Here is a 22131-nt window from a genome sequence, read left to right on the forward strand (position 1 = left end):
ATCACCTGCTAATAACCTCATTTAAAGATTGCAACAACTGTTGTGTTGTGTAGGGTTTTGACAAAAAGTTTTTAATCCCCAAGTTAGCCACTTCAGTAACTCTCTCCTTGGACGCTAACCCACTGACAGCAATAACTTTAACTTGCGGGTTAATTTTTTGTAAAGTGCGAATAGTTGTTGGCCCGTCCATAGAAGGCATCATCATATCGAGTAATACAACACTAATTTCCTCTTTGTGCTGGGCGTACACTAAGACTGCCTCAATTCCATCACTAGCAGTTAAGACTCGATAAGCATATGTTTCTAGGGATGTTTTAGTAACCTCAGCAATTGAGGCTTCATCATCAACAACAAGAATCAACTCTCCTTGTCCATTAGGCAGTTTAGATTCATCTTTTTCCACTTGCTGCACTTGCTTTGCCTGGACTGCTGGCAAGTAAACCTTAAACTCTGTGCCTTTTCCAACTTCGCTATATACGTTTATAAAACCGCCATGACTTTTGACAATCCCAAGAACAGTTGAAAGCCCCAATCCCGTACCTTTGCCAAGCTCTTTAGTGGTAAAAAACGGCTCAAAAATTCTATCTAAAATATCAGAAGGCATACCCATTCCAGTATCTGAGACAGTAACAACAATGTGGGAACCAACTTTGGCACCCGCGATCATTCGGGCATAGTTTTCATCAACCACAATATTCTCAGCAGAAATATTGAGAATCCCCCCATTTGGCATGGCATCGCGAGCATTAACGGAAAGATTCATTAACACTTGATGCAGTTGTGTGGCATCTCCAGAGATAGTCCAAAGCTCTCTTGTCTGGATATCAGTACAAATTTGAATTGATTTAGGAAAAGTTTCTTGGACAATTTTTTTCAGCTCAAGAATTAGATGCCCTACTTGAATAGCTGTACGCTCACCTTCGATTCCTCTCGCAAATGACAGCACTTGCTTGACCAAATCAGCGCCGCGTTTAGTATTCGTTTCTAATATAGAAAGTAGGTGTTGACTTTGTTCGTCTTGGAGTTTTAGTTGCAGCAGTTGAACTGACATCAAAACAGGTGCCAGCACATTATTCAAGTCGTGGGCAATACCACTAGCAAGAGTTCCTAAACTCTCCAGACGCTGCCCTCTGAGAAACTGCCTTTCTAGTTGTTTTTTCTCTGTAATGTCAGTGTTGACAATTAAAACAGCTTTTGGTTTCTCTTGGTTATCGCGCACTAAAGTCCAGCGACTTTCGACAATAATTACCTGGCCGGATTTCGTGACTTGATGCAACTCACCATACCACTCTCCGTAGGCGAACAAAATTTCGCTATATTCTGCCAGTTGGGATGGAGTTTGCTTGTACAAAAGCTGATTGGTGTTTTTTCCTACTGCTTCCTCTTTATTCCAACCGTATAGACGCTCAGCACCTTTGCTCCAAAATAAGATTTGGTTTTCTAGATTTTGCACAATAATAGCGTCTGTGGCGATATCCAGTAGAGCAGCTTGTTCGCGAATTTTCTGTTCTGAGTGCTTGCGTTCGGTGATATTCATGTCAATTCCCGTCATCCGCACTGGCACGGAGCCTGTTTGGTCATAATAAACTTGACCTTTGGTTGCCACCCAATGAAGGCTACCGTCAGGCCAAATAACGCGAAATTCAATATCGTAGTTCGCACCCTGCTCTAGGGCGCGTTGCACAGCTTGAGTTACTAAATTTCGGTCTTCAGGATGAACGCTCTCTAGAAAGCCTTCATAGGTGCCTCCAAATGATCCGGGAGCAAGCCCCAGGCTCGCTTCAGTGTTAGAGGAGTAAATAACTTTGCCGTTTTCGATGTCCCAGTCCCAACTACCCATTTGGGCGGCTTCCAGGGCTAATCTCAGTCGCTCCTCGCTTAGTCGCGTGCGTTCAGTCTGCTGTTGTAATTCGGCTGCTGCGCGACTAGCTTCCAGGAGACGACGTACACGCTGGCGCAGAACTGCCCAGTGGATGGGCTTGGTGATGTAATCGATGGCACCTGCTTCAAATGCTTGATCGACTGATTCTTGATCGTCAAGGGCAGTGATCATTAGTACGGGTGTGTTCTCGCCTCGCGCCGCCGAATTATCTTTGGGAAGTGTATTTAGTAGATGACAGCAGGTAAAGCCATCCATAACTGGCATCATGGCATCCAACAGCACAATATCTGGGTGTAGGCGAGTGTAGGCGGCTAAACCTTCTTCTCCGTCACCAGCCTCTGCTACTTGATACCCTGCTTGTTCCATCGCTAGGCGAAGTTGAATCCGCGTGAATTTGTCGTCGTCTACGACGAGGATGAGGGGAGTATCTTTATTTTGTTCGGTGCTGTTCATTACTAATTCTGCTGGCGTTCTATTTGCAAAGCCGCTTTGACCCTTTGATATTCCGTTTCCAGCTGAGGCAATTTTTCTATTCCACTTTCAGTATTACCACTACGACTGATTATTTCTAATTCTTTACAAAAATTGGAGAAGGTTATTGCTCCTAATGTGGCACTGCTTGATTTGAGAGTATGGGTTGCCTGTCGCAATTGTGTCGCATTTCCTTGTTGGAGTGCTGTTGCGATCGCGCTGATTAGTTTTGGCGTATCTTCAAGGTAGCAATCAATCATCTCAGCTACAATCGAGCCGGAATTTTCACCAATCATTTTGCGGAATGATTGCATTACCTTGGCATCGATGGCATTGGGGGATTTGGGAATTGGGGAATTGGGGATTGGGGATTGGGGATTGGGGATTGGGGGTTGGGAATTCTTACTCTCCCCCTCTCCCCAGTCCCTTGTCCCCAGTCCCTTGTCCCCAGTCCCTTGTCCCCAGTCCCCAGCTTCTTTGGGTTGACACTTGCTTAGGGCTGTAATCAGTGCTTCTATCCGGATGGGTTTGCTAACATAGTCGTCCATGCCCGCATTCAGACACTCTTCGCGATCGCCTTGCATGGCATTGGCTGTCATCGCAATAATGTAAGGGCGATCATTGCACCATTCCTCCACAATGCGGCGAGTTGCACTCAAGCCATCCATTTCTGGCATCTGCACATCCATCAGCACCAGATCATAAGACTGGTGGCGTAAAGCTTCCAATACTTCTAATCCATTGTTAGCTATATCTGCTTGATAGCCAATTTGTTTTAATAATTGCAAAGCTACCTTTTGATTCACTATATTATCTTCAGCCAACAGAATTCTTAGAGGAAACTCTACCCCTAGTTGGGAATTTATCTGAGGGATGTTAGAGCGAGAATGCTTTACTTGAATAGGCTGTTGCGCTAAAACATTGCCTAATACATTATAGAGATGGGATTGTTTTACTGGCTTAGTTAGGAAAGCTGCGAAATCTACAGTTCCAGAGACAGGATTAATTATTTCTGACCTATTGATAGAGGTCAATACGATTAAGGGCAATTTTTCGTACTTAGGCAGTTGGCGAATTTCTGCTGCTAAAGTCATACCATCCATTTGTGGCATCTGCATATCCAGAATTGCCATATCAAATGCTTCCCCTAACTTTAGCAATTCCAAAGCTTGAAAGCCTGATTCAGATTCTTTGGTTAGCATTCCCCAAGATTGGGTTTGTAGCCTTAAAATTTTACGATTTGTAGCGTTATCATCTACAATCAGCACTTTTTTACCATTCAACCGAGGTGGTAAATTATTAGTACCAATGAGTGCGGAATGGGGATATGATGCAGCAACTATGGTGAAATAAAAAGTAGAACCAATCGATTTTGGATGGTGGGGAATTGGGAATTGGGAATTGGGAATTGGTAACTCACCGACTTTCCCCTCCTCCCCAGTCGCCAGCCCCCAGCCTCCAGTCAATGTAAAATCTTTAGGAGGATTTCCAGCGATCGCGCCTTTACTCTCTACCCACATCTGACCGCCCATTATTTCGCACAGTTGTTTACCTATTGCTAAACCTAGCCCTGTGCCTCCATACTGGCGAGTTGTGGAAGAATCCACTTGACTGAATGACTGAAAAAGACGGTCGATTCTGTCTGGGGGAATACCAATTCCGGTGTCTGTGACAGCAAATTGAATTTCGTATTTTTGTTTGTTGTCCGTTAACGTTGTCAAGTTGTTAAAACCTGATACGTGTTCAAGAGAACTTGACAATTCCGAGTCAATTAACAACGGACGACTGGCCACTGACAGAACAACTTCCCCTGTCTGTGTGAACTTGACCGCATTACTTAGTAAATTTATTAATATTTGGCGTAATCGAGTCGCATCACCGACAATTGATATAGGGACTTCCGGATGAATTAAATAGGCTAATTCAATACCTTTTTCTGCTGCTTTAAAAGCTACTAAATCAAGAGATTCTTCAACACAATTTCTAAGAACAAAAGAATGTTCTTCTAACTCCAGTTTCCCTGACTCAATTTTAGAAAGGTCGAGGATGTCGTTAATTAGTGTTAGTAACGCATCGCTACTGTTCTGGGTTGTTTCCGCGAAATCACGCTGCTGTTCGGTTAACTCTGTACCAAGTAGCAAACCCGTCATACCAATGATGGCATTCATTGGGGTACGGATTTCGTGACTCATATTGGCTAAAAATTGGCTCTTGATGCGAGTTGCTTCCTCAGCAGCAGCTTTTGCTTTTTCTAATTCCTGATTCGCCTCGGATAATTCCAGGGTGCGTTCAATTAGAGCTTGCCGTGCGAAATAACGCTCAGTAATATCATCTAATATCCACAGACGACCGGGTACATCGCGTACCTTGGTTGGTGTACTAGAAAGGCTCAAAACTTTGGGCTGCGGTTTATTAAAAACCCAATTCCAGTTACGAATTACAGCTTGAGGTTGGGAGAAAAACTGGGCCGCCAGTGCCATAATTTCCGCTTGATTATCAGCGCTGGTACGCAATATAGCCATTGCTTGCGCGATTGCTGGTGGTTCTACAGCGCCGGGAGAAAGTTCCAGTTGTTCGGCGGCTGCTTGATTGACCCAGCCTTGTTCGCCACTCTCATCAACAAAAACTACTCCTTGATGGATTGTCTCTAGCATGGCACCAAAGCGTGCCTGTAGCTTATCCAGGTTTAAGGTAGTATCGCAGAACTTGATCAGGGTGCCTAACTCGCCAAGTAATGACTCGATAAATTGGCGCAGATTTGAGGAAATGTCAGTTTGACGATGCCAAATCAGTAGGATAGCACCCCGGAATGCTCCCGTCTTATCCGAAGTTAGGGCAGGTTGGAGTGGGAGTATAGCTAATGACTTAGTGCCTTGGGCTAATAAGACATGAGATGCGCCGGGGGTTGCTTTGTAGTCTGTATAGTAGAGACAACAGTTTTGCTCTAGTGCCTCTGCAAACAAGCTGGGAGTTGTAACTTGATTGGGGAGAGCCTTTGGAGGTATACATACCAAGGCTTCAGCGGTGACATCATCAAGTTGGCGTAGCGCGATCGCTGCATCTGCACGAGTTAAGGAGTGCAGTAACTCCAGGGCTTGCTCAAGCAGTTTATCTGGTGTAGCATTTGTCTGATCATCCGTGAGTTTAGCCAGCAGGGATTGAGAAGCCAACCGCCACTCAATGCCCCGCAGGAAAGAGCCAAAGTTAGTACCGAATACAGCTGCGCTACCCAGTTCTATTGACTGACGCAACAGCCCTAGATCGCGCAACAGCGCTACGATTAGGGTCATAAGCCCCACCGATAGAGCAACGCGCCAGCTTTTTAGCGGTGACAGCGTGCATAATGTCAAGATGACTGGGGCAAAAAGCTGTCCGGGTGTCCATCCTGATCCCACGCCTAAGCCGACAAGAAAGAGGGTTAGCCATAGTAAGGCTGGTCTAAATGTCGGTAGCCACTCAGGAGCAGGACGCAGCAGTAACGGCGACCAAAGACGATTTAGAATTAAGCGGCGAAACATGGGGAAAGGTGCTGCATCTAGCGGCATATCGCAACGAGTAATGCTTATGCCATTTTGGATTTTGAACTGTAGAGATGCGAATCGCATCTCTACAAAGATTTAGCTAAAAAAGTCAAAACGTTACAAGTCTCAACCTAAGTATTATGCAGCTATGCTATCAGCGATCGCATTCGTTACCACTTCGGGGGCGCTGATATGCGGTAAGTGTCCCTTGGCGTTGATGTTTACCAGCTTACCTTTAGGAATTTTATCTGCCAGATACTGACCGACTTGGGTTGGCACAGCAATATCGTCACTCGCCTGGAGAATCACCGTTGGTACAGTTAATCGAGGCAACTCGGTTCTATGGTCAGACTGGAAAATCACGCGAGAGACGGCTTGGGCGATGTCCGGACGGACAGCCGCAAGGGTCTTGGCAAATTCTGCCGCTAACTCAGGTTGATCCTGGGTAGCCATTGCTATAGGAGCAAACCCAGCCGCCCAAGCATAATAGTTGGTTGACATGGAGTCATAGAGCGCATCCAAATCAGACTGCTCAAAGCCGCCGTAATATCCCATATCATTGAGATAACGGGGAGAGGCATCGAGAAAAACCAGCTGGCTGAAGCAATCAGGCTCTACTAATGCTGCCAGCAAGCTTACCATTCCACTAACAGAGTGACCAACCAGGATGCTCTTAGTTAGCTTTAACTCGGCACACAGATCCAGCAAATCTTCTGCATAGCTGTAGAGACTGGTGTAGCGGCGCGGACTATAAGCTCCAAAATCTGACTTACCCGCGCCTACATGGTCGAACAGTACGATCCGGAAATCAGACGCAAAAGTTGCTACCTGGTGTCTCCAGGCTGTCTGATCGGAGCCGAATCCGTGGGCAAAGATGATTGTGCGATCGCCCTGACCCACAATATTGACATTATTCCGCTGCATGATGCTAGTTGCCATCGGTCAGGACTCCTGTCTCCATTCTTTAAACATGCGCCAAAAATGCTCACTGAAAAAAAGTCATATATTATAGTTCCCTCAAAACATCAATAGCTAACGGAGGGCATCAAAAGGTTATACAGCAACCAGTTCCTTTGAGGCGATAATAGTCGCCAAAAACAAGCACTATGTCCTATAAGTTCCAAAAGTTTAAGAATTATAGATGCTTATATGATAAAACTTCCAAATACCAAAGGCAAAGCAGCTGCTGGATGGCTCTGTTTACTTTACCCCGCACACCTCGCCGCAGGTTCACCTAGTTGCAGGGTAATTCTAGGCGTGGGTGCGATACATTCCCCCCAACTGAGAAACACTATATACAGCAAGCACCTTCCGTAAACCAGCAAGAGTAATCTCAAATCTAAAATTTTAATGACTCCAATTCGGGATAGGATTAACTCTGATTTTGCTTTTCTATCTCGTTTGGCGAAAAATACTTATGAAGCGCTATTTATCACGTCTACTTGCCATTGTTTTAGTTTTTGCGATCGCTATGACGGGCTGTTCCTCAAACAGCGCAGTCGGCTTGAGTGGAGATTACCGCTCTGATACATTGGCATTGTTGCAAAATTTGAGAACAGCCATTGAATTACCAGAAGGTACGCCAGACAAGGCAGCAGCTCAGGCACAAGCGCGTCAGACAATTAATGATTTTGCCTCCCGCTATCGGCGGGATAGCTCTGTCACCAAGCTGAGTTCGTTCACAACTATGCGAACCGCTTTGAACTCCCTTGCAGGTCATTACAGCTCTTACCCTAACCGTCCTTTGCCGGAAAAACTCAAGAATCGCTTAGAGCAAGAGTTCCAGCAGGTGGAAACTGCTCTCAGACGAGGAGCTTGAAGTAAAGGCTCTCATGCAAAAGGAAAAAATGAAGTATTCTTTTTTTGCATGAGAGCATCAGAGTTTTTATACCCTTGGAGCGATCGCCGCAGTGCTTCAAACAGTTAAGATGCGGCAGCTAGCGCTGCTTGCTTATAGGTGCATATCTACTAAATGCTTATATTTCTCGGAAAAACTTTTCCAAAATCTGTATAAAGTCAATCAAAAAGTGCTGTTATGATGCTTTTTCAGTGAAAGGGAATGATGACACCTTATTTCCCACCTTTCGTCTGATAAACAGACACATATAACAGTTCAATGAAATTGGTGTATAGGAGGAAGTCCTTGACTCAGGCATCGCTAAAGTTGCCGCAACAGTGGCGGCGTCTCTATCGCGGCTTGGTCGCGGCAGTGCTGACAAGTAGTAGTCTTGTCAATCTGTGGTTGGTACAACCAGCCGAAGCTCAAACAAAGGCATATTGCCAATTATCAGCAGATGCGATCGCAGAAAAAGAAAGTCTGCGCTCCTCAGCCTTAAAGGGAAACCCAGATGCTCAAACCCGCTACAAAGCGCTCTTGAAAAAACACGCAGAGCGTTTGCAGCAATGTCGCTCGCAAACCTGGCCCCGCACTCAGGCAATTTGGCTGCGCCTGTATCCATGCGATATCCGTCAGGGTGCCCTCGATGAACTTATGGATCGTCTGGTTAACCGAGGCTACAACCAAGTTTATGTGGAAACCTTTGCTGATGGTCAGGTGTTGTTGCCCGTCGCCGAAAACCGCACTCCTTGGCCTTCCGTAGTCCGAACCCCTGGTGCAGAAAAAGTTGACTTATTAGCACAAGCGATTAACAAAGGGCATGAGCGGGGGCTGAAAGTTTACGCCTGGATGTTTAGCATGAACTTCGGCTACTCCTACTCTCAGCGAAGCGATCGCCAAGAGGTTTTAGCTCGTGACGGCAAGGGACAGACCAGTTCCTCGGTTGTCGAGGATGGCTCTCAAGTCTTCATAGATCCCTACAACCCCCTAGCCAAACGAGATTATTACGACCTGGTGCAGGCTATGGTTCGCCGTCGTCCGGATGGGGTACTTTTTGACTACATTCGGTATCCACGGCAGGCAGGTGCCAGCTCTGTAGTTACCAAAGTCCAAGACTTATGGATTTATGGAGACGGTGCACGAGAAGCTTTGTATCAACGCGCTCTTAACAACAAGGGACGAGATTTAATTCAGCGTTACTTGACAAAAGGCTTTATTCGTGCAGGTGATGTTGCAGAGGTGGATAAGCTTTACCCGCAGGAAGGATCGCCGCTTTGGCAGGGACGTAAACCCCCGGAGGAGGAAATGAAAGCCACCCCTGGTCAGCGTCAACCATTGCTGCAATGGGAGCTGTGGCAATTGAGTGTTGCCCACGCTGCTCAAGGCGTTCTGGATTTTATAAATTTAGCCAGCCAGCCTGCGGCTAGGCAAGGAATTACCACCGGGGCAGTGTTTTTTCCAGAGGGGAACCAACCCATCGGACAGGGAGGTTATGATTCCAGAATCCAGCCTTGGGATCGGTTTCCGGCTTCTATGGAGTGGCATCCGATGTCCTACGGAACCTGCGGCAGCACCAACTGCATTGTCTCCCAAGTTCAGCGAGTCTTGAGCCAGGCACCGCCGGGAACTCAGGTTCAACCAGTATTGGCGGGAGCCTGGGGAAAGTCGTATAATTCTCGCCCATCGCTAGAAGACCAGATGCAGGCAATTCGCTCTGGAACCCCACAAATTAACGCAGTGAGCCATTTTGCCTTCTCCTGGCAAGAACCGGAAGTAGATCGCGATCGCAAATCCTGCCGTTCCCGCTAAGTTACTCGTTCCTGGGTTGCGGCCTCGGAACGAATAACCAGCTGTGTTAAGATCCAAGCAATTAAGTTTTAGCCGCGAGTGGCTCTACTGGTACGATTCCAACTCTAAGCGTTTCCCGGCACCAGAGAATGTTATTCAACAGGAGCGCCAACGAGCTGAAGTTAAACGCCAACGCGCTGACAGGGCTGAACAGCAGCTTGCCCAATTAATGGCTAAGTTACAAGAGCGAGGAATCGATCTCAAAGAGCTTTAGAAAAAGCGATCTCTTTTCATATTAGTGGTTAACGCTTCCCTGTACCACGGCTTTAACTTATTGTCAATTAGCAAGACTCATTCCCAGACTGAGTCTGGGAATGAGTCGGAAGAGAACTTTTCTCGTTCCCAGGCTCAGCCTGGTGCCTCCACCCTAAACCTACGCCACCACAAAATTAACCAACTTTCCAGGCACCACAATTACCTTTTTAATCTCCTTACCCTGGATATGCTTCAAAGCCACCTCTGACTCACGGGCATACTTCTCCAAAGCCTCCCGACTAGCATCAGCAGGCACTTGAATCGCCCCGCGAGTTTTGCCCATAATCTGAATCACCAAAGTAATTTCATCAACCACCAAGGCATCTGGGTCAACGTTAGGCCAGGTTTGCAAGTGTACTGACTCAGTGTTACCTAAATTCCACAACTCATCAGCAATGTGAGGAGCAAAAGGTGCCAGTAACAAAATCAAAGTATTTATCCCTTCCGCATACACAGGAGAATCTTTGCAGATGGCATCAGTAAGCGCATTACTTAACTTCATCAACTCAGAAACCGCCGTATTGAATTGATATTCGCCCTCTAAATCTTCCGTGACAGCTTGGATAGCATTGTGAATTGCTCGTCGCAAATCTTTTTCAGGTTTTGTTAGTTGTCCCTTGTCCGTTGTTTGTTGTGAAGACGACTGACTGCTGTTAAACTCCGCAACCAAACGCCACACACGATTTAAAAAGCGGAATTGTCCCTCAACGTCAGCATCATCCCATTCCAAATCCTTTTCCGGAGGTGCCTTGAACAAGGTAAACATCCGCGCCGTATCTGCACCGTACTTGGCGAGAACTTCCAACGGATCTACACCGTTGTACTTCGACTTCGACATTTTCTCATAGAAGACTTCCAACGGTTTACCCGTTTCCGGGTCTTTTGGGGCTGTCGGGTCTTTTACCTGTGCCGCTGGAATATACTTACCAGTCTCAGGATTTTTGTAAGTTATACCCTGTACCATGCCTTGAGTTAGCAAGCGCTGGAAGGGTTCGTCAAAATTCAGCAAGCCGCAGTCTCGCAACACTTTAGTAAAGAAGCGCGAGTAAAGCAAGTGCAAAATTGCGTGTTCAATTCCGCCTACATACTGATCTACAGGCATCCAGTCGTTTGTCTTCGTCTTGTCGAATACCTGTTGTCTGTTATTAGCGTCGGGATAGCGCAAGAAATACCACGAGGAATCGATAAATGTGTCCATCGTGTCTGTTTCCCGCTTTGCTTGTGTTCCGCAACTCGGACAAGGCACATTTACCCAATCCATCCCAGACAAAGGAGAAGCACCGCGTCCGGTAAATTCTACATTTTCCGGCAATACTACTGGCAAGTCTTCGTCCGGGACTGGCACTATACCGCACTTGGGACAGTGAATGACCGGGATAGGCGCACCCCAATAGCGTTGTCGGGAAATTAGCCAATCTCGCAAGCGATACTGTATCCGCGCTTTCCCGAAACCTTTTTGTTCGGCGTATTGAATAATCGCTGACTTGGCTTCGTTTGAATCCATGCCATTGAAGATGTCAGAATTAACTACAACTCCCGCCTCGGTATAAGCTTCTTTCAAAGTTATGATTGTATCAGCTGCATCAGCACGCACAATTACCACGTTGATTGGCAAATCGTTTCCATTAGCAAACTTGAAATCCCGAACATCGTGAGCGGGTACACCCATCACCGCGCCCGTGCCATACTCGTACAATACATAATCTGCGCTCCAAATCGGAATCTCTTCGCCAGTGAAGGGGTTAATCGCCTTACCACCTGTAGGAATACCCCGCTTTGGCTTATCTTCAGCAGTACGTTCCAACTCAGTTTGGTTGGAAACTTCCTGAATAAAGGCTTCTACAGCCGCTTTCCGTTCTGGAGTAGTAACCTTCGCAGTTAAAGGATGCTCTGGTGCCAAGACTACGTAAGTAACACCATAGACAGTATCGGGACGGGTAGTAAAAACACCGATTTTTTCATCCTTCCCGACAATCGGAAATTCTAAGTAAGCGCCAACAGATTTACCAATCCAGTTAGCCTGCATCAACTTTACACGCTCAGGCCATCCGTTCAACTTGTCCAAATCGTTGAGCAATTGCTCGGCATAATCGGTAATCTTGAGGAACCACTGCCGCAACAACTTGCGCTCAACTTTGGCACCGGAACGCCAAGAACGCCCTTCGTTATCAACTTGCTCGTTTGCCAATACTGTCTGGTCGATGGGGTCCCAGTTGACGGCGGATTCTTTCTGATAAGCTAGTCCGCGAGAGAAAAATTGCAAGAAAATCCACTGCGTCCACTTGTAATAGTCGGGAGAACAAGTAGTTACTTCGCGACTCCAGTCTATAGAAAGCCCCAACTGCTGTAACTGACGCCGCATCTGAGCAATATTTTGATAAGTCCACTCTGCTGGAGGAACGCCCCGGTCAATGGCGGCATTTTCCGCTGGCAAACCAAAGGCATCCCAACCCATCGGATGGAGTACGCGATACCCTTGCATCCGCTTGAGTCGGGCAATCACGTCTGTGATGGTGTAGTTGCGAACGTGTCCCATATGCAGGCTGCCCGATGGATACGGAAACATAGACAGGGCGTAGAATTTCGGCTTGCTGCTGTCTGTAGGGGTTTTATCTAAGCCTTGTTCTATCCAAGTCTGTTGCCACTTTTCCTCTATTGCTGCTGGGTTGTATCGGGACTCCACAACGAAAACTCCTACTGGGTCATTAATCGTCTACATTTTCCTAATTCTGTCATACTACCTCGCTGGGTGTGGCATTAGTAGGGGGTTTCAGTTTATAAGTGACAAACGAATGACATCTGAAGTTGTCTAGTCATCAAATGTTAAAAGTATTCGTTTACGGCACTCTCAAGCCTGGGGGGTCGAATTATCAACGTTATTGTGCGGGTAAGGTGGTGGAGGAGACAAGCGCGATCGCGCACGGTAAACTCTTCGCCCTAAAATTAGGTTATCCCGCCATGACTATAGGCAACGGGAAAGTTCACGGCTTTTTGCTGTCTTTCGCCGATTCAGCAGTTTTACTGAATTTGGATGAATTGGAAGATTACGACCAAGAGCGGAAAGCAGCACAAAATTTATATAATCGGCACGAAATCCAGACGTATGATTTAGATGCGCGATCGCTAGGGACGGCGTGGGTTTATCTGATGACACCAGAGCAAGTTAGACGCTACGGGGGTGTTGCTCTGCCGTGTGGTTACTGGAAAGGATAAAACCCTGAAGTGCAAATAAGTTAAAGCCCCTCTCTACCTAACCCTCCCCTCAAAGGGCTAGGGTTAGGTGGAGAAGGGTGGGAAAGATGTTAACTGTGAATTGACTGAGCGTTTCATCCCCCCAACTCTAAAGGTCAATTGAGGGGTTAAGAATGTAAATTAATAACTTTGATTTTGTGTATCTTCGGCAGAGTTTAGCAGTTGGTTGAGAGAGTGTTCTGGACTCGCTACTGCTGCTTTGGGAATCTCTATGGCAGGGCGATTTAGAGCAACCATCAAAGGCTCTGAAGGCTGCGGTGCTATGGGAGATTGAGCCATCTGCGGACTCAAGGAGTAATTGCCGGGGAGAATGCCTGAGAAAGCGCCAACAAACAAAGCTGCGATCGCTGCACCACTCCATCCAGCAAATTTTTGAAATCTGCGGCGGTTGATCGAAGCAAAAACTTCATTTACTGCCTGTTCTGTGGATTGCCCAGACTCAGGAACTGGCAGGGTTTGTAACCCTTGACGTAACGTCACTAATCTGGTGTACAAGCACTGCACTGTCGGGTCAGTTTTCAGCCATTCCTGAACTTGTTTGCGTTCCGCAGCGGTTACTTCACCGTCTAAGTAGGCACTGAGCAATTCAAAGCGATCACGCTGCAAAATATCCATTTCCTTCGAGGTCTGTGCGTCCGCTGGGCATCGCAGTCCAGCATCCTTATGAGTATTAAAGTCAGGGGTCATGTTTACGTCACCAGCAAATCACACAATTGGAAACTACAGCTCTCACAAATTTTTGCCACTATCAGTATATGGTAGATACTCGTATCTCGTCTAAGATTGTAACTGTCCTGTCAACAATCAGCACGTAAGTGAGTGGTAGGGAATTTACTTAAGCCGTCCGGAATAGCTTGGTTGGGGTTCAACTCAGCTCTTTGGGAGTTTTTGGCGGTTATAGCAGCAAGTAGATATCAAACTTTCTTCACCCGATGATTAGGGTAAATTCCTTACAGCAGCACCACTTCAACAATTTCAAAGAACACCATTCTACTGCTTTGAGCATAATTGACTTTCTGGGGAGGGCAAATCCACCTAAAAGCTGAAAATTAATTTCACCTTGAAAAGGCTAGCGCCCATCTAGATAGTTTTGCAACTGAGATTGCAGCCGCTGTCTGGCTCTAGCAATTCTAGACTTCACAGTTCCCAAAGAAACGCCAGTAATTTCAGCAATTTCTTCGTATGCCATACCTTCGATTTCTCTAAGGACGATGGTAGTACGGAAAACCTCTGGCAGATCAGCGATCGCTTCATGCAGCTGTTCGTAGAATTCCCGCGTCGTCATATCTTCGTCGGGACTTGGATTGTCTGAGGCAATTTCCCAATCCATTTCACCGTCATCCATCATGCGAGGAGCATCCAGCGACAGCGGATTAGAAACCCGTTTGCGTTTACGCAGCTCATCGTAAAACAGGTTGGTGGCTATGCGGCTCAACCATCCCCGGAACTTGACTGGTTCCTGCAAACGTTTGATATTGCGGTAAACCCGAATCCAAACTTCTTGTGCTAAATCTGCCCGATCCTGCCAATCTGGAGCCAGGTGGTACAAAATTTTCTCGACATGAGACTGATAGCGACGCAACAGCTCTGCAAAGGCAGCGCGATCGGGACGCAGATCGGCCTGACAGCGTAAAATCAAATCGTAGTTTGAGAGTTTTTCAGGTTGCACCTGAACCGTTACTTCAGCCGTTGACCAGGTTGCAGGAATCGATTGACTCATGGATGAAATGGGGGTTAAAACAGCCTTACTCCCCAAGACGCTGCCACTTGTGCAATGTTCCCAATTAGATGGAACGCAATTTTTGCGCTCTCACACCAATGTAGCGAATAGCAGTAGCAGAGAGTGGGGAGTTATTACTATTCTTCGCAACTAATAAAATCCCATCAGGAAAAATTTCCTTGGCTCAATAAACTGCTGGCAAAGTCGCCAACGACTGAATTCCCTTAAAAGCCAACCTCTATTCTTCTGGAAGAGGACGCAAGTTGAGAGCTTTTATTTAACGAAGTCCTGATGGTGAGGGGACTTTACTATATCAAGCCTGGGTGGATGAGGCTTGGTTTGTGTAGGGTCATTTAGCTTTCCGCCAATTGCGCGAAGCCTAATATTGATAGGCGTATGCTAAAAGAAGAAGGTTATAAGGTAATTAGGTAGCAACTCGTAGCGAAAAGCGCTATGTCAAGAAATGAGCCACTGTCTCGAAATTTGATGCTGATTTGTTTTGGGACAGCTTTTGTGCTGTTGTCAGTTTCGTGGCGATCGCATTTCTCAAAGCTGACGCTCAACAGCTTGGGATTACCAGTTATTGCTGGGGAAAATTTTAGCTTCGGGGCTGCTTTATCGCCATCAACGTCAGAATACCTTGGGCGATCGCGTTTGATTGTCGATTTGAGCGATCGCGTTGTCTATGTTTACCTAGAGAATCAGCTTTTCGCCACCTACCCGGTAGCTGTGGGACAGTCGGGTTGGGAAACTCCCATCGGTTCGTTTCAAGTTCTAAAAATGAACAAAAATCCAGCTTGGAGCCAACCCATCACCGGGGAAGTCTTCCCCGCCGGGGCGAAGAATAATCCTTTAGGCGATCGCTGGATTAGCTTTTGGTCGGATGGACGACATCAAATCGGATTTCACGGCACCAACCAGGAGCAGCTGGTAGGGCAAGCTGTTTCTCACGGCTGCGTGCGAATGCGTAATCAGGATATTCGGGCTATGTATCAGCAGATAAGTAAAGGAACGCCTGTAATTGTTCGTCGCTGAGAAGGTAGAAGTTTGACCTCCTCCCCACCTTAAACCTTAGCTCTACGAGCCTGCGGTTTTGAAAATGGGGATTTCCCGGAACGTTGGCATTGCTTGTGAGTCTGTATAACCTCGCGGCTTTGCTTCCCTGCTTGATTACACCCGCCGCCATCCTGCTCGGCTTGGCCTTACGGTGGCTCCACCGGCTAACACTGTGAATCCCACAGCTAAGATATTCTTCACCGGGTTCTCTTATTTAAAAGATTTCATTCTTCATTATTTTCATTTTCATCCTTATCTCTTTGCTCAAAGTTGGAAGCGTAAGTTTGTAGTAAAGAACTGACCTGCTTAAATACATCCGGCCCAGAAGATTTGCTGATAACTTGTCCTGGGTTTTCGGGACGATCCAAGTTACGAGCGATCGCTTCGTTTACTTGCTGGGTAATTAGCTCTTGGAGTTCATCTTTTGCTCGCATTCGCTGATAGCTGGCTCCTTCCTCCGTCGTCGCGTACAGCGGCGGTAGACGATTTAGAGCGTAGGCGGCAATATCCCCCACATCCAAAACGCGATCGCTAGTAGCTTCAATTTCTGCGACTCGCGCGATCGCTTCTGTCAGCACCAACTCTTCCATCACATTGATAAACTGTTTGCGAGGAACCGCAACGACTTCCCCCGTCAACAGCGCCCCCATCAGACGATCCAGCGCCATGTACTCTTCAATTGACAACTCAGACGCGGTGTCACAAATGCGTCCTACCTCTGCCTCCATCGCTGGTGTCAGATAACCATCTTGTAGGGCTTGTTCAACAATCTTTTCAATACTCATCTAAAAATCCCGCTTTATACCCCATCCTTTACAGCGGAGGCGGAGTAAATCCGCCTCCGGGCAACATGGCTAGTTGCCTCCTACTTTGGTTGGCGAGGAAAGCAAAGCTGAGATTGCCGCTTCCCTAAAAAATTAATTTTCTGTCTTTGGATAGAAGCAATTTTTTGAAACGCCTCTATAAGCCATGAGTAAAGTTGAAATCTGTATAGATGTCTCTTCGCTCATCCCCATCAAAATATCTTGGCATGACACAGCACCTCTCACCAGCTACCCTGAAAATCAGTTTTGTCGGGCGAAGAAACCGGAAGTGTTTTACCTACGGGGATTTTCGTGATTGTTCCCTGGAGGCTATTCAACATTGGCGTTGCAGCTAAAGCTATTTGCAATCCCCAAGGTAGGGATATTGCAAGACATTAAAAGTGCCACGCCCCCTCTTTTTTCACATAGACAACCCTGCCACAATGTGTACCTCAATACAACACTAAATAGATCAAAACTTCAAAAAATACATCAAAACTTCCTCAAGCCTCATTGAAATTCCTGATTTCGCCAGGGGCCAGGGTCAACTGATAAGCCATTTACATACAGTCCCCAGTGCAAATGAGGGCCAGTTGAAGCGCCCGTAGAACCAATTGCACCAATTACCTGGCCAGGTTTTACAATATCCCCTTCCTTAACATCAATACGGCTCAGGTGCATAAAAATGCTGGTGACACCTTGCCCGTGGTCAACTCCAATTACATTACCGTGAACCCGGAACCCTTGGCTTACTCTTCCCACCAACGCCACCCGTCCTGCTGCTGGCGCTGTCACAGGCGAACCATACCCGCCAGCGTAGTCAACCCCGCGATGGTAGTAATCGTTGGCAAATTTGCCATTGTAGTAGCGACGAACTCCGTAAATGCTGCTGATTCTTCCCCGGTTCGGCTTCAGGAAGGGGCCATTCCAGAACTTCTGGGGTGTCACTAACTTTTTAAAAGCCGCCACCCGATCTAGTTCATATTGCGTTGCTCCCTGTCCAGCTTTTCCAGGGGGTAGAGTAATCCGTTGCACTGGAAAAGAGCGCGATCGCAAAACAATCGGAATTTCCCGGACTTCCCCATCACCCGCCACCCGAATTACCAATTTTCCTGGCTTATCTAAAGGTGTCGTTGGTAGCAAAGCTCGAAAACGATTTTGACCGATAGAAAACGTTGAGTAATTCTGCTGTTTCAGAGACACCGTGGGACTTTGCGAGTCTGCGGCATCTTTTTGAATTACCACAGAAAGAGTATCCCCCAACTCGGGATTAGTGGGTGTCACCTGAACCTGCAAGGCTCGCGCTGGCAAAGTAAAAAGGCAAAAAGCAACGGGCAAAAGAAAAAATTCTTTCTTTGTATTTTTGACTTTTAGAGAAAAAAGTGTAGAACCGAGTTGCTGTAGGTCAGGGCGAGATTTTAGCAGATTCTTCGACATCACAGGCAATTACTCCCACAGGATTGTTGACAAAACATACAGATGTTTTTTGTACTAGCGGATAGACTATCACCCTGTCTCAAGTGTTTCCCATATTCTTCTACTGGTTAAGAGCCTCCGAACGCGATTAGCAAAGGCTCCAGTCTTCACCAACGGCGAATAAAGCCAAGGAACAGATGAGGCAGGAGCCTGTTCTGAGCATTCCCTTCTCTCACCTGGGAACGAGAAAAGGCGGACTAAGTAGTGTCCGTAGTTCCTACTGAAGGCAGATGAACCTTTAGCCAAAGGGATCTGCACAGCCCTTAAAACTCTGTATCCTAAAGTTTATATACCTTCATAGTTTTTTTATAAAAGAAACTTGTGCAAGAAGATTTTAGACTGATTGTTGACTTAGTTACGGTTCTCGCGGCAGCTGCGGCTGGTGGGCTGGTGGCAGCCTTATGCCGTCAACCTGCTTTGCTGGGCTATATTCTGGGCGGGATGGTTGTTGGCCCAGCTGGATTGAAACTAATTAAAGAGTTGATTCAGATAGAAACGCTGGCTCAGTTTGGCGTTGCCTTTTTGTTGTTCGCGCTGGGAGTCGAGTTTTCCTTTACGGAACTGAAAAAAGTTCAAAAAATTGCTCTGGGAGGGGGCGGGTTACAAATCGCCCTGACTATTCTAGTCACAGTTGTAGTATGTGGCGTAACTGGGGCTTGGGGTACTTTACCAGCGAAGGGTGTCTTCCTAGGGGCGATTCTGTCTCTGTCTTCCACCGCTGTTGTCCTCAAGTGTCTGATGGAGCGCAACGAGACGGCAACGCCTCATGCTCAGGTGATGCTGGGGATTCTGGTGGTGCAGGATTTGGCGCTGGGATTGATGCTGGCGGTGTTACCAGCGCTGGACAAACCCCCGGAAGCAATTGGCAAAGCGATCGCTTTAGCGCTTTTGCAGATTGGGCTATTTGCTGCGGGGGCTGTAGCTGTTGGTATTTGGCTGATTCCGCCTTTGCTGCGTTTGCTGGCTAAAACGGAAAGCCGGGAGCTGTTTCTACTGGGCGTGGTGGCGCTGTGTTTGGGCATTGCGTTGCTCACAGAGTATATGGGTCTTTCGATTGAGATGGGGGCATTTGTCGCCGGGTTAATGATTTCGGAGGTGGAATATGCCGACCAAACTCTGACTTATGTGGAACCGCTGCGGGATGTTTTTGCAGCTTTATTTTTTGCCGCGATTGGGATGCTAATCGACCCGGTTTTTCTGTGGGAAAATCTGGAGTTAATTCTGGGGCTAGTCTGTTTGGTTTTTGTCGGCAAGTTTTTGATTGTGACACCAATCGTGAGAGCGTTTGGATATCCTTTGAAAACGGCTTTAATTGTTGGGCTGGGATTAGCGCAGATTGGGGAATTCTCGTTTGTGCTGGCGAGTGAAGGGCAAGCACTGGGATTGGTTTCTCGCCGAATTTACTTACTGATTTTGGGTACAACCGCTGTAACGTTGGTACTTACGCCTTTTGTGCTGCGCCTGGTGCCAAAATTGTTGGAGTTGCCTTGGCTGAAGTCCTTTTTAGACACAGCAGATGCCCCGTTGGAAGTTGCTTGCGATTTGCCTTTGCAAAATCATGTGGTGGTTTGTGGCTATGGGCGAGTGGGACGAAATCTGGTGAAACTGTTGCAGGAACACAAGTATCCAGTTGTGGTTATCGATCAGTCTGAAAGTAAGATTCAGCAAATGAGAGAGGCAGGGGTTTCTTATGTTTATGGCAATGGGGCTTCTTTGCACGTTTTGGAAGCTGCTGGGGTAGGTAAGGCGACGGGGATGGCGATCGCTATGCCCGATCCGATGGCTACCCGTCTTTGCCTGAAACGCGCTTTAGAGTTAGCTCCTGAGTTGGATATAGTTGTCCGCGCCAACCAAAATAAAGATATCGAACTGCTTTACCAACTGGGGGCGCGGGAGGTGGTGCAACCTGAGTTTGAAGCTTCTTTGGAACTGGCTTCGCATCTTTTGGCTGGTAATGGCTTGCCTTCATGGACAATTCAGAAGGAAATGCAGCAAATCCGCAATAGTCATTATCTGGCACTGCGCCCAGAGCGATCGGCTTCGGAAATTGCCCGCGACTTGGAGGTTGCTGCTGCCCAAATGAATAGCAAGTGGTATCCTCTCCCTCCTGGTTCTCCTTTAATCGGGATGACGTTGGAGGAGACTGATTTACGCCGTTTGACTGGTGTCTCTCTGGTGGCAATTCGTCGCAGTGGCGGGGAAGAAATAGATTATCCAAATATCCAAACAATTTTGGAAGAAGGCGATCGCTTCTTGGTGGTGGGAGAATCAAATGAACAAGCTGCCTTCGATCAACTGGCAAAGGGTAAAGTGGCAATTCCTAGTGAAAATGCTCCCTGTCAGTGGTTGTTAGTTCCAGAAGATAGTCCGGTTGCTGGGAAAACTCTCTCCCAGTTACATATGCGCCGCCAGTACGGAGTACAAGTGCAAGCAATTCGGCGCGATGGGAAGTTCATCCGGTTTCCTGGCGGCGACACCCAGCTGTTGGCAGGCGATCAGCTACTTTTGTGCGGAGGCAGTTATCCTCTAAATCAAGTGCAGGAGTGGCTCTCCCCAGTGTCTGAGGATTCTCCTGTTGTGCAGGTTCCTGTAATCCAGGTGCCTGCGAGCGAAGCTTTCCAAGAATTGCTTCCATCTGATAATCAGCAGGAACTTTAAAAAGTGTTGAGTGTTGAATTGGGAAAACAACTCAACACTCAACACTCTTCAGGACTTCGGCTTCACATATGCGATCGCTTGCAGCCAAACTATTGTGGGCTGATTTGATTGCTCCATCAAACAAATACAGTTCTGATCCAGCCAGCGAATTTTCCCACCTAAAACATCGTTTGTAAGCAGTTTTATCTCGACTTCTTTTCCTTCTTTAACAAATGTTTGGAGTAGGCGAATACTCGGTAATCCAGTTTCCAGTTCAGCAGCCATAAAATATATCCTTGATAATTGGTAATTTTAAAAAATTAGGAATTAAGAGTTATTAATCGAAACTTGATAACTCCTAACTTTTCCATCACCCATTACATAGTTTATGCTAATTGAAGACCGTTAAGTGCTAATTGCTGCTATGAATATCGAGTTTACTAAATATCAGGGACTGGGGAATGATTTCATCCTTATTGATAATCGTGGCACAGACGAACCCTGTCTGACACCAGAGGATGCTGTCAAGTTATGCGATCGCCACTTCGGTATCGGTGCAGATGGTGTGATTTTCGCCCTTCCTGGACAAGATGGCACCGACTACACGATGCGGATTTTTAACTCCGATGGTTCAGAACCGGAGATGTGCGGCAATGGTATTCGCTGTTTAGCCAAATTTATCGCCGATTTAGAAGGCTGGGAACAAGGGACTGGGGACAAGGGACTGGGTGAAGAATCTTCAAAGGTTCCCAATCCCCAATCTCTAATCCCCAATCCCCAGTCCCCAATCACCTATCGCATCCACACACTGGCTGGTGTCATGACACCGCAAATTAAACCGGATGGTCAAGTTACAGTCGATATGGGAATGCCGCGACTACTTGCAGCAGAAATTCCCACGACGCTAGTAGCACCAGACAAGAAAGCGATAAATGAACCTTTGGAAGTTGCTGGAAAGTCTTGGTTAGTAACTTGTGTTAGCATGGGCAATCCCCACTGCATCACATTTGTGGAGGATGTCGCTGCTATCGAGTTAGAGACCATAGGTTCTCAGTTTGAACATCACCCAGTTTTCCCCAAGCGTACTAATACCGAGTTTATTCAAGTAGTGCGCCCAGATTATCTAAAAATGCGGGTGTGGGAAAGAGGTGCTGGGATAACTTTAGCTTGCGGTACGGGTGCTTGTGCTGTAGTGGTGGCTGGGGTATTGGCACAGAAATGCGATCGCGTTGCTACAGTGGAACTACCCGGCGGCTGTTTGGAAATCGAATGGTCAGAACAAGATCAGCGAGTTTATATGACTGGCCCAGCTGAGTGCGTGTTCGTAGGTAGAATCTAGCCGCTATGCAACATCGAACCTTGAAAATGGGAAC

General features: G+C 47.0%; 17 protein-coding genes. 8 read left to right on the top strand and 9 right to left on the bottom strand.

Annotation, left to right across the window (positions count from 1 at the left end; genetic code table 11):
- Position 1: 1 nt before the first annotated feature.
- From NDI42_RS03955 to NDI42_RS03965, 3 genes are read right to left on the bottom strand one after another with little or no spacing between them, the layout of a single operon-like run.
- A complete protein-coding gene (locus NDI42_RS03955) occupies positions 2–2335 on the bottom strand; it encodes a hybrid sensor histidine kinase/response regulator (RefSeq protein ID WP_190452736.1) in 2334 nt (777 codons plus the stop codon).
- Between the two features lie 2 nt (positions 2336–2337).
- Entirely contained in the window at positions 2338–5958 is a 3621-nt protein-coding gene (locus NDI42_RS03960; protein ID WP_199311050.1) for a response regulator, read from the bottom strand.
- 54 nt (positions 5959–6012) lie between these two features.
- Positions 6013–6813, bottom strand: coding sequence for an alpha/beta fold hydrolase (locus tag NDI42_RS03965; protein WP_190423841.1), 801 nt, complete (start codon positions 6811–6813; stop codon positions 6013–6015).
- Between the two features lie 478 nt (positions 6814–7291).
- Between NDI42_RS03965 and psb27 the strand changes: the two genes are divergently transcribed.
- From psb27 to NDI42_RS03980, 3 genes are all read left to right on the top strand, one after another.
- Positions 7292–7693 carry a photosystem II protein Psb27 gene (psb27, locus tag NDI42_RS03970; RefSeq protein ID WP_190452745.1) on the top strand — a complete coding sequence of 134 codons (402 nt, stop codon included), beginning with the start codon at positions 7292–7294 and terminating at the stop codon, positions 7691–7693.
- Positions 7694–7990: 297 nt separating this feature from the next.
- A complete protein-coding gene (locus tag NDI42_RS03975; RefSeq protein ID WP_190452748.1) occupies positions 7991–9520 on the top strand; it encodes a family 10 glycosylhydrolase in 1530 nt (509 codons plus the stop codon).
- Between the two features lie 43 nt (positions 9521–9563).
- Positions 9564–9773, top strand: coding sequence for a hypothetical protein (locus tag NDI42_RS03980; RefSeq protein WP_190452750.1), 210 nt, complete (start codon positions 9564–9566; stop codon positions 9771–9773).
- 159 nt (positions 9774–9932) lie between these two features.
- Here the strand turns inward: NDI42_RS03980 and leuS are convergent, their stop codons facing one another.
- Positions 9933–12497 carry a leucine--tRNA ligase gene (leuS, locus tag NDI42_RS03985; protein WP_190452752.1) on the bottom strand — a complete coding sequence of 855 codons (2565 nt, stop codon included), beginning with the start codon at positions 12495–12497 and terminating at the stop codon, positions 9933–9935.
- Positions 12498–12634: 137 nt separating this feature from the next.
- Between leuS and NDI42_RS03990 the strand changes: the two genes are divergently transcribed.
- Positions 12635–13027: a gamma-glutamylcyclotransferase family protein gene (locus tag NDI42_RS03990; protein WP_190452762.1), complete on the top strand. Its 393-nt coding sequence runs from the start codon at positions 12635–12637 to the stop codon at positions 13025–13027.
- 159 nt (positions 13028–13186) lie between these two features.
- Here the strand turns inward: NDI42_RS03990 and NDI42_RS03995 are convergent, their stop codons facing one another.
- Together NDI42_RS03995 and NDI42_RS04000 are read right to left on the bottom strand one after the other, a co-directional pair.
- The gene (locus tag NDI42_RS03995; RefSeq protein WP_190423857.1) at positions 13187–13753 is read right to left on the bottom strand and encodes an anti-sigma factor family protein; all 567 of its coding nucleotides are present in this window, start codon (positions 13751–13753) and stop codon (positions 13187–13189) included.
- 382 nt (positions 13754–14135) lie between these two features.
- Complete coding sequence (locus NDI42_RS04000; protein WP_190423859.1) at positions 14136–14786, bottom strand: sigma-70 family RNA polymerase sigma factor; 651 nt, start codon at positions 14784–14786, stop codon at positions 14136–14138.
- A gap of 453 nt (positions 14787–15239) precedes the next feature.
- Here NDI42_RS04000 and NDI42_RS04005 point away from each other — a divergent pair, with 453 nt between their 5' ends.
- Positions 15240–15821 (top strand): L,D-transpeptidase, encoded by a 582-nt coding sequence (locus NDI42_RS04005; protein ID WP_242017550.1) that lies wholly within the window; start codon positions 15240–15242, stop codon positions 15819–15821.
- Between the two features lie 245 nt (positions 15822–16066).
- Here NDI42_RS04005 and NDI42_RS04010 read toward each other — a convergent pair whose 3' ends face one another.
- On the bottom strand, positions 16067–16627 hold the full coding sequence (locus tag NDI42_RS04010) for a late competence development ComFB family protein (protein WP_190452764.1): 561 nt from the start codon (positions 16625–16627) through the stop codon (positions 16067–16069).
- Positions 16628–16811: 184 nt separating this feature from the next.
- Here NDI42_RS04010 and NDI42_RS04015 point away from each other — a divergent pair, with 184 nt between their 5' ends.
- A complete protein-coding gene (locus NDI42_RS04015; protein WP_190452767.1) occupies positions 16812–16961 on the top strand; it encodes a hypothetical protein in 150 nt (49 codons plus the stop codon).
- A gap of 194 nt (positions 16962–17155) precedes the next feature.
- Here NDI42_RS04015 and NDI42_RS04020 read toward each other — a convergent pair whose 3' ends face one another.
- The gene (locus tag NDI42_RS04020) at positions 17156–18082 is read right to left on the bottom strand and encodes a M23 family metallopeptidase (RefSeq protein ID WP_190452768.1); all 927 of its coding nucleotides are present in this window, start codon (positions 18080–18082) and stop codon (positions 17156–17158) included.
- 360 nt (positions 18083–18442) lie between these two features.
- On the opposite strand from NDI42_RS04020, the gene NDI42_RS04025 reads away from it, so the two are divergent.
- Positions 18443–20779: a cation:proton antiporter domain-containing protein gene (locus tag NDI42_RS04025; RefSeq protein ID WP_190452770.1), complete on the top strand. Its 2337-nt coding sequence runs from the start codon at positions 18443–18445 to the stop codon at positions 20777–20779.
- 48 nt (positions 20780–20827) lie between these two features.
- Here the strand turns inward: NDI42_RS04025 and NDI42_RS04030 are convergent, their stop codons facing one another.
- Positions 20828–21043, bottom strand: a complete 216-nt coding sequence (locus tag NDI42_RS04030; RefSeq protein ID WP_190423867.1) for an Hfq-related RNA-binding protein — start codon at positions 21041–21043, stop codon at positions 20828–20830.
- A 139-nt stretch (positions 21044–21182) separates the two neighbouring features.
- Here NDI42_RS04030 and dapF point away from each other — a divergent pair, with 139 nt between their 5' ends.
- Positions 21183–22097: a diaminopimelate epimerase gene (gene dapF / locus NDI42_RS04035; protein ID WP_190452772.1), complete on the top strand. Its 915-nt coding sequence runs from the start codon at positions 21183–21185 to the stop codon at positions 22095–22097.
- Positions 22098–22131 lie beyond the last annotated feature (34 nt).

The sequence above is a fragment of the Funiculus sociatus GB2-C1 genome (assembly GCF_039962115.1).
GTDB lineage: Bacteria > Cyanobacteriota > Cyanobacteriia > Cyanobacteriales > FACHB-T130 > Funiculus > Funiculus sociatus.